The 9,099-nt window shown below is 48.1% G+C and carries 8 protein-coding genes; 5 read left to right on the top strand and 3 right to left on the bottom strand.

Annotated elements, in window-relative coordinates; translation table 11 throughout:
* Positions 1–54: 54 nt before the first annotated feature.
* The 3 genes from K7B07_RS03190 to mutS form a co-directional block, all read right to left on the bottom strand.
* Positions 55–1,098: a TlpA family protein disulfide reductase gene (locus tag K7B07_RS03190; protein WP_223707377.1), complete on the bottom strand. Its 1,044-nt coding sequence runs from the start codon at positions 1,096–1,098 to the stop codon at positions 55–57.
* A 270-nt stretch (positions 1,099–1,368) separates the two neighbouring features.
* Positions 1,369–2,094, bottom strand: a complete 726-nt coding sequence (locus K7B07_RS03185) for a hypothetical protein (RefSeq protein WP_223707375.1) — start codon at positions 2,092–2,094, stop codon at positions 1,369–1,371.
* Positions 2,095–2,190: 96 nt separating this feature from the next.
* Positions 2,191–4,815, bottom strand: a complete 2,625-nt coding sequence (gene mutS / locus K7B07_RS03180) for a DNA mismatch repair protein MutS (RefSeq protein ID WP_223707374.1) — start codon at positions 4,813–4,815, stop codon at positions 2,191–2,193.
* Positions 4,816–4,962: 147 nt separating this feature from the next.
* On the opposite strand from mutS, the gene K7B07_RS03175 reads away from it, so the two are divergent.
* The 5 genes from K7B07_RS03175 (at position 4,963) to K7B07_RS03155 (ending at position 8,993) form a co-directional block, all read left to right on the top strand.
* On the top strand, positions 4,963–5,568 hold the full coding sequence (locus K7B07_RS03175; RefSeq protein ID WP_223707372.1) for an outer membrane beta-barrel protein: 606 nt from the start codon (positions 4,963–4,965) through the stop codon (positions 5,566–5,568).
* Between the two features lie 94 nt (positions 5,569–5,662).
* A complete protein-coding gene (locus K7B07_RS03170; RefSeq protein WP_223707370.1) occupies positions 5,663–6,190 on the top strand; it encodes an RNA methyltransferase in 528 nt (175 codons plus the stop codon).
* A 29-nt stretch (positions 6,191–6,219) separates the two neighbouring features.
* Positions 6,220–7,152, top strand: a complete 933-nt coding sequence (locus K7B07_RS03165) for a UbiA-like polyprenyltransferase (protein ID WP_223707369.1) — start codon at positions 6,220–6,222, stop codon at positions 7,150–7,152.
* A gap of 66 nt (positions 7,153–7,218) precedes the next feature.
* Positions 7,219–7,632, top strand: a complete 414-nt coding sequence (gene ruvX, locus K7B07_RS03160; RefSeq protein WP_223707367.1) for a Holliday junction resolvase RuvX — start codon at positions 7,219–7,221, stop codon at positions 7,630–7,632.
* A 125-nt stretch (positions 7,633–7,757) separates the two neighbouring features.
* The gene (locus K7B07_RS03155; RefSeq protein WP_223707365.1) at positions 7,758–8,993 is read left to right on the top strand and encodes a hypothetical protein; all 1,236 of its coding nucleotides are present in this window, start codon (positions 7,758–7,760) and stop codon (positions 8,991–8,993) included.
* The last annotated feature ends 106 nt before the right edge of the window (positions 8,994–9,099 follow it).

The raw sequence follows: 9,099 nt of genomic DNA, 5'->3' as shown, positions 1-9,099 counted from the left end.
TCTGATCAATGACGGCTGTAGCTGCAACCCATCATCTTTTTTGCTGGATTTTCGTCAAAGAAAAGCCTCGATGTCGTCCTCTGTGGGCACTGAGCTCAATATTTTTACAAGCTTCCTGTCCTTATTTAACAAAACTCGGAAAGGGACCCATTTAAGATTATAATATTTTGCTAGTTCCGAATCAAAGCCTTTTAGATCTGATACATTGATCCATTGTTCCATTCGATCCTCTTTGATGGTTGCCAGCCAATCTTCTTTGCGTTTATCAAGAGATACCGATATGATCTCAAAGCCTTTGCCGGCATATTTTTTATAAAGCCTGGTAAGCGTTGGATGTCCGGCCCGGCACCCGGGGCAGGTCCGGTAGCCGATATCGATCAGGATCAGCTTTTTGTTTTTGATGTCGGAGAGTTTAAAACCGGTATTGTCAATCGTTGTCATGGAAAAATCGTAAAACTGTTTTTCGCCGGTTAGTTTTTCCTTTCTTTTAAAGTCATCCTTTATCGCTATAATTGCTTCATGCCGTTGTTGTTTTTCATCAAGTAGACCGATATACTTTTGGATTTCCGCGTTATCTACATAGGAGTAGGATTGGGCAATAAGGGAGGGTGCCAGAAAATGATGCGGGTCACGGAGCAACACGCTATCCATATACCGGGTTATTTTTTGTTGTTTTTTCACTTCAGTAAAGGATGTGTCTGTCTTTTCATAAAGTCGCTCTATCAATCCGTCATACAACTTTGAATCCTGCGGACCATCAATTATTTTGCCCAAAAGCGCAATCAGCTTGTTGCCTGCAGCATCGGGGAATTCTGTTTCTTTACAGGTAATCGTATAAGTTCCGGGCTGTAACCAGATTGCATAAGCGATACTGCTATTCCCGGACCAGATTTGAGTATATCTGGAATCACTGATGGTGTCCCGGTATTCGAAGGAGCCATCCTTGTTGACCGGAATTTTCACTCCGTCGAAGCCAAACCTTATATAATGGTTGTTAGATAGTTGCTCAATTTTTCCATGCACAATGACGCTATTTTGCTGACCAAACAGTATAGCAGTGCTTAATAGTGAGAATAGAAGCAGATAATTTCTTTTCATCGGTGATTGTCGTTCTGAATTGCTATTAAAATTAGTTCTGAACATGAACATTCCAACAGTTTGTACAAAATAGTTATTTTTTGTAACATAAAAAAAGTTGAAGAATGCTATCGGATCACGACGAGGACAATGGGAGGATGCTACTGGATGTTTTTGTGCATATTGCAAGTTTTTGCGTTCCCTGCCTTTGAAACTTAAACGCAAGGAACCTATAAGATGCCTGAAAAACAGGTCTCTATAACCTGGATCTCAAATCTCATTGCTCACATCTCAGGGCGTTGCCTGTACAAGGGTCCTTATTTCCTGTAATGTGCCATCTTTGAACAGCAATGTGTTTCTGGTTACGCTTTTTTTGTCGGGTTGCCGGTAATTCAGATACCATTCCGAAGAGGCCGACATCCGGGTATCATAGGGTTTGCTGATGAATTTTGCAAAAGCAGCGATGGCTGAGAAATATTCCTTGTACTTGGGGCTTGATTGTAATTGCAGCAGTTTTGGATATACCAGGTCAACCGGATCCCCCACATTTATCGTGTAGCGGTATTGCCGGCCCGCCGGCCATTTCGGAAGCTGCCGGCCTTCCGGATCATAAATGGTCTTTATCCGGTCTTTTTCAATTTCAAAAAGTATGTATTCGGAAGGTTTCGACCGGTTACTGAGCCGCAGGTCAGAATAATACCCCAGTTTGCCTTTAAGGACTTCGATTCCCTCAAATTGCGGGTTGGTCACCCAGAGTATATCAATATTCTTGTCAAGCGCAATCGTTTTGATCGTTTCGTATACCTCCTCGTAAGGATCCCCGATCTGCATCCCCAGGAGGCCGCCCGACCGCAGGGTGTCTGTTGCAAGAATACGTCCTTCCACGGGGTCGATGATGGGCCCAGGTTGGAGGTCCTCCTTCTGGCAAGAAGGGAGGATAAAGCAGCACAGAAAGAGCACCGCCCAGAAAATACGGACAGGCAGGCAGGGTTGCAAGGCAGGGTTGATCCGGGTCATTGGCAATAGTTTGTACTGTATAAGACGTATCTGTATCCAAATCCGCAACACCATCTGCTGTTTTATCAGGGGCCGGGACAGCAGGTCCGTGTTAGGCTATTTGATCTTTTCCTTGATCTCCTGTAATTTCAACAGTGCTTCTACAGGGGTAAGACGGTTGACGTCGATATCCGTAAGCGCCTTCCGTATTTCATCAAAGGTTTCGCTGTGGGCATCAAAAATCGACAGCTGGAACTTCGGGGCGTTCACCTCCTTTATTTTTTCTTTGAGGGAAGGCTGTGCCTGCTCGTCCGTTACATGTTTGGTCTCCAGCTGCGTGAGTATTTCGTTGGCGCGCTGGATAAGGGCCGGGGGCATACCGGCCATTTTGGCTACATGGATGCCAAAGCTGTGGGTGCTTCCGCCACGGGCAAGTTTGCGCAGAAATATGATCTTATTGCCGATCTCCTTGTTGGTGACATGATAATTCTTTACCCTGTTCAGCTTTTCTTCCAGTTCATTGAGCTCATGATAATGCGTTGCAAACAGTGTTTTCGGCTGATGCGGCGACTGGTGCAGGTATTCTGCAATGCTCCAGGCAATGGAGATCCCATCGTAGGTGGAAGTACCTCTTCCGATTTCATCCAGCAATACCAGGCTTTTGTCGGTGATATTGTTGATGATCGAAGCGGTTTCGTTCATCTCCACCATGAAGGTACTTTCCCCGCCGCTCAGATTATCGGAGGCACCTACGCGGGTAAAGATCTTGTCGGTAAGCGGAATATAGGCTTCCGTGGCCGGAACAAAGCTGCCCATATGCGCCATAAGGGTGATAAGGGCGGTTTGCCGCAGCAGTGCCGATTTACCACTCATATTTGGTCCGGTGAGGATAATAATCTGCTGTTCGGTCTTATTCAGTTCCAGGTCGTTGTGTATATAGCTCTCACCCACCGGGAGGTTCCGTTCTATTACAGGATGCCGCCCTTCCTTCACGTTCCAGGAGGCTTCTTCATGAACAACCGGCTTTTTATAATGGTATTGAACAGCGTTGTGGGCAAAGCATCCCAGACAATCGAGTAGGGCCACCAGGTTACCATTGGCCTGAACAGGAGCCAGGTATTCAAACAACTGGTTGAGCAGCTGGTCGTACAGTTGCTGCTCGAGCTGTAAGATCTTTTCTTCCGCGCCGGTTATCTTTTCTTCGTATTCCTTTAATTCGGGTGTGATATAACGCTCGGCATTGGCCAGGGTCTGTTTCCGGATCCAGTTTTCGGGCACTTTGCTCTTATGTACATTGGTCACTTCCAGGTAGTAGCCGAATACATTATTAAAGCCCACCTTAAGGGAGCTGATACCGGTCTGTTCAGCTTCTTTTACCTGCAATTGGGTCAGATAGGCCTTTCCGTCCCGGGAGATGGTCCGCAGCTCATCCAGCTCATCCAGTATACCGTTCTGGATCACTCCGCCTTTGGCGATGGTAGCCGGTGGCTGCTCAATGATCTCGGCGAATATTTTTTCTGCAATGACCGGGCAGGGATTTAAGGCATCGCCTATCCGTTTCAGATAGGGATCCGTTTGTGCCAGGCAGACCTCTTTGATTAGGGCCACCTGCTGTAGTCCCCTTGCAAGCTGCAGTACTTCCCGGGGATTGATCTTTTTGGTAGGAATCTTTGCCACCAGCCGTTCAATATCACCACAGGCTTTAATCGCCTGTGTTAATGTCTGGCGCAGTTCCGGGTCCTTGATCAGGTTCTCTACCACGTTCAGCCGTTCATTGATCCTGTGAAGGTCGATCAGGGGGAAGATGATCCACCGTTTCAGCAGGCGGGCACCCATGGGCGAAACGGTATTGTCCAGGACCTTCAGCAACGTATGCTGATCCGTCGGCCCGCCCGCCAGTTCCAGGTTGCGGATGGTGAACTTATCCATCCACAAAAAATCATTTTTATGAATGCTGCCGATCGAGGTGATGTGTTGCAGGTTGGGATGTTCTGTATCTTTCAGGTAGTGGATGACGGCGCCTGCCGCTGTAATACCCTGGTGCATTTCCTCCGTCCCAAAGCCCTTTAGGGAGTGGGTCTGGAAGTGTTTCAGCAGCACCTCCTGTGCATAATTCTCATCAAAGATCCATTCGTCCAGGGTATAGATATAAACCTTGCTGCCAAAGTATTCCTTGTATTTTTTTTGCTGATGACGCTGGAACACCACTTCTGCGGGCCGGAAACTCTGCAACAGTTTATCGGCATATTCCCGGTCGCCCTCGGCAACAAAGAATTCCCCCGTTGATAAATCGAGAAAGGCGAGACCAAACTGGTCATTATCGGCGAAATGGATCCCTGCCAGGAAATTATTGCTGTTATGCTCCAGTAATTTGTCATTGATCGCCGTACCCGGGGTCAGCATTTCGGTCACCCCTCTTTTTACAATACCCTTTGCCTGTTTGGGGTCTTCCAGCTGATCGCAGATCGCTACCCGGTAACCGGCCTTTACCAGCTTGTGCAGGTAGGTGTCCAGTGAATGGTGAGGAAAACCGGCAAGGTCCAGTGAGGCCGCTGCCCCGTTATTTCTTTTTGTAAGGGTGATACCCAGTACCTGTGAGGCAATAACGGCATCCTGACCGAAGGTCTCATAAAAATCCCCCACACGGAACAGAAGAACGGCATCCGGGTATTTTTGTTTGATCGCCCGGTGCTGCTGCATCAGCGGGGTGTCCTGCGGGTTGTTATTTTTTGCCTTTGCCATGGAGCGCAAATATAGAGCAAAACAACCTTTTCCGACTTTTGTACGTCATGGTGTTATAAATTTGTTATAGCGTCATTTATATGATTATGAATGAGTTTTGACAGGTATGGCACAATTGTTGAGTTTTTAATCTTAAAATTATAATTTATGAAGAAAATCATGCTCTCTGCCCTCGTTCTAGCAGCTACGGCTCTCGGAGCCAGTGCGCAAACGCAGAAGGGGTACTATCTGATTGGAGGAAACATTGGAAACATCAGTGCGGATCTTCAAAAAAGCGGTTCAAAGTTTGGAATTGGTATTACCCCCAAGGTTGCCTGGTTTGTGCAGGATAATCTGGCAATTGGTGGTCAGGTTGGGCTGGGATATACCACACAGAAAAATGCCGGTAATACGTTTACCTATAGCATTGGTCCCTTGGCCCGTTACTATTTCGGCGATGCCGAGATGGAAAAAGTGAAGATCAATGCCCCGAAACCGGTACGGTTTTTTGCTGAAGCAAATGCCGGTCTTGCCGGATCCAATTACAATCCCAAAGAAGGCGCATCCTCTTCAACAAATGGTTTTAATGTCGGTATCGGACCAGGTGTGGCGTTCTTTTTAAATGAAAATATAGCCCTTGAAGCACTGGCAAAATATGATTTAACGCTGGGCTTTGGCAGCACACCGGCGCTCAACAAAATAAACGTAGGAGTAGGCTTCCAGATCTACCTTCCCGGTTCAAAATTGAAAGCGCTGCGGAATGATATGAAATAGTAGAACATGATATAGCAAAAAGTTTGAGCCGTCCCGGGAAACCGGGGCGGTTTTTTATTACGGGTGGTTTTCCGGATCCTTCTATTTTTGCACCATGCGTAAACTTAGCATGGAAGAACTGGGCCGGAAATCGGTGGATGAATTCAGGAGATCCGAAAAGATGCCGATTGTGGTGGTGTTGGAAAATATCCGCAGTGCTTATAATGTGGGGAGTGTTTTCCGCACGAGTGATGCTTTTTTGGTGGAAGCAATCTATGTGACCGGTTATTCGGCAAAACCGCCGCATAAGGAGGTCCGGAAAACAGCACTCGGGGCCGAGGAAACGGTCCGCTGGAGCCATTTTGCGAACGCTGCAGCTGCCATCGGTGTTTTGAGGGAGGAAGGATACCGGGTTTTTGCGGTAGAGCAGGTGCAGGACAGCATCAAGCTGCACCAGCTGGAATGGGACGGACAGTCAAAAATTGCGGTGGTCTTGGGGAATGAGGTGGTGGGAGTGGAGCAGTCCACCATCGCCCTGTGCGACGGCTGCATCGAGATCCCGCAACTGGGTATGAAGCATTCGCTGAATATCGCCACCGCAGCCGGAGTGGTTTTATGGGAATTAGTACGAAAAAGTGTTTGATAAATGCAGTAAGAGGTTACATTTGCCGAATGTCTGTCACAAAGAATTACCTGAGCCTGGTAAAGTTCTCACACACCATCTTTGCCATGCCCTTTGCCCTCATCGGCTTTTGCCTGGGAATCCGTAACCTCGATATCAGCGATCAATCACCCAACGCCACGGGTATTATGCCAACCATGTGGAACAAGACCATCTATCTTTTCCGGGAAAAAGGCTGGCTCTTTCTGCTGGTGTTATTGTGTATGGTCTTTGCCCGCAATGCGGCAATGTCATTCAACCGGTATCTTGACCGGAAATATGACGCCCTAAATCCGCGTACGGCAGTGCGTGAGATACCGGCAGGGGTCCTTTCATCTAAAAATGTGCTTTGGTTTACGGTGCTTAATGGCGTGCTGTTTGTTGTGGCTACGTACTTTATCAACAATATTTGTTTTTATCTGTCACCGGTGGCCTTGCTGGTGGTGCTGGGGTACAGCTATACCAAACGGTTTACCGCGCTTTGTCACCTGGTGCTCGGCCTGGGCCTTTCGCTGGCACCCATCGGAGCTTACCTGGCTGTAACCGGCGTATTTGACACCCTGCCCATCCTTTTTTCTTTTGCCGTGCTTTTCTGGGTAAGCGGTTTTGACATTATTTATGCTTTACAGGATGAGGGGTTCGACCGTTCCCAGCAACTATATTCCATTCCTTCGGTATTGGGGGGGAGGAAAGCCCTGCGGGTATCTGAGCTGCTGCATTTATTAAGTGCCACTGCTGTTGTTGCGGCTGCCTTCAAGGGTGCCTTTGGCGGACTGTATTGGGCTGGTGTTGCGGTTTTTATCGGTATGCTGGTATATCAGCACAGTATCGTAAAAGCCAGTGACCTCAGGAGAGTGAACCTGGCCTTTATGACCGCTAACGGCATCGCCTCAGTGGTATTCGCTGTTTTTGTAATAGCTGACATGTTTGTGTTTGGAAGATAGTTCACGGTTTATAGTTATAATAGTTGTTCACCTTCCCACAATTGTTTATTTAAAATTTACATCCTCATGCCCCGCATACTGGCCATCGACTATGGGTTAAAACGCACCGGCATTGCGGTAACAGATCCTTTGCAGATCATTGCCACAGGGTTAACCACTATCGAGTCACGCGAACTCATCCCGTTCCTCAAAACCTATTTTGCGCAGGAGGCCGTGGAAAGGATCATTATCGGTGAGCCCAAGAACTGGGACGATTCGGATACGCATGCCACGCCGCTTGTACGAAAAGCGATCAAAGAGCTGAAAAAACACTTCCCTTTAGTACCACTTGAAACCGTGGATGAGCGCTATACCTCCAAAATGGCAAAGGATGCTATGCTGGAGATGGGGTTAAAGAAGATGCAGCGGCGGAATAAGGCGCTGGTGGATGAAATTGCCGCGACAATCATGCTGCAGGAATACCTGGGGAGAAATGCCTGAAGGAGCGCATAAATAAGATCTTTATGGTGGTGGCTTCCCCAATGATATAGTGATAATATATAAATTTTTTCACGATCTATATAAGTTATTGACTATATTTGGATTCAATCAGTCCATCAACCAAAATGCGAAAAAATTATATCCTCTTAACAGTACTTAGTGCTTTTTTATGCTCCCTGACCCAGAAATCCATCGCTCAGACAATATTAGCCCCAGGTGATATCGCTTTTACCGGCTATAACGCCTATGATAATGTAAAATCCTCCTTTTCCTTTGTTATTTTAAGACCGGGAGGAATAGCAGCGAATACCATAATCAATTTTACCGACAACGGCTGGAACACGGCCGCATCCCCTGCAGGGTTTGGTACAGCCGAAGGTACGCTTACCTGGACGGCTCCTGCATTACCGGCATTCTCTGAAGTATCGGTAACCGTAACCGGTGCAGTGGTGAACATAACCGGTGGTGGCAGTGCCAGTTCCGCGGGCGACTTTATATTATCACAGGCAGGAGACCAGGTACTGGCCTACCAGGGCAGCACTGCCGCGCCCGTTTTTATCAGTGGTATCCATATGAACAGTGAGATCTCTTCCTTCGGGCAGTCGGCCAGCAGCTATGCCACCTGGGATGTTGTTGGCGGTACTTCGTGGACCTATACCCAGAACCGGTCTGCACTTCCTCCGGGACTGACCACCGGCACGAACGCTGTAATGGGTGTATTAACTCCCGGCGTGCTCAATTCAGAAAGGGACAATGGGATCTATATGTGTGCCAACAGCAGCGCCGTTTCGATAGCTGAGTTAAGAACAAAGCTGAACACACCGGCCAACTGGCAGCTGGAAAATCAGGCATTAACGCCGTTTCCATTGCCTACAGGCTGCAGTTACGGCCTTAGTCTGCCGGTGACCTTCGGCCCGGTGCAGGCTGCTGTCAGTGATGGCTCCCTGCTGGTACAATGGAGCACGGTAAGCGAACAAAACTGTGATCACTTTGATGTGGAGATCTCAGGAGACGGTGTTGAATTCACCAGGGCCGGAACGGTGGCTTCCAGATCGGCAGAAGGACATTCGTCGGCAGTAATAAACTATGAACTGAGCATCCGTCAACCAGCTGCCAACCGGGCACTGGCGCTAAGTGCCGCCGCATTTCTCGGATTTTTACTGCTCATCAGACGCCGTAACAGGCAGCAGCTCCTCCTGACGATGATTGCCGGAAGCACAATGTTATCACTGGTTTCCTGTCAGAAAGGAGATGCAGCGGTGGATGTGCCGGAAGGCAGCGTTCTTTATGTACGTATTGCGCAGGTGGATACGGATGGTACAGTGGCCTACTCCAGGATAGTAAAAGTAACAGGAGAATAAATTTTTTTCCGTTTGCACGGATCATAATCGCAGGCCTTGCAGGGGCGCGCAGCCGGCAAATGCCTGCCTGCTCTGTCTGATTCTTCCCTGTCAAATCTGTACCTTT

Origin of the sequence: Niabella beijingensis, assembly GCF_020034665.1 — a bacterium.
Lineage (GTDB): Bacteria > Bacteroidota > Bacteroidia > Chitinophagales > Chitinophagaceae > Niabella > Niabella beijingensis.
Note: the sequence above shows the minus strand (reverse complement) of the source record. Positions and strands in the feature narration are given on the sequence as shown.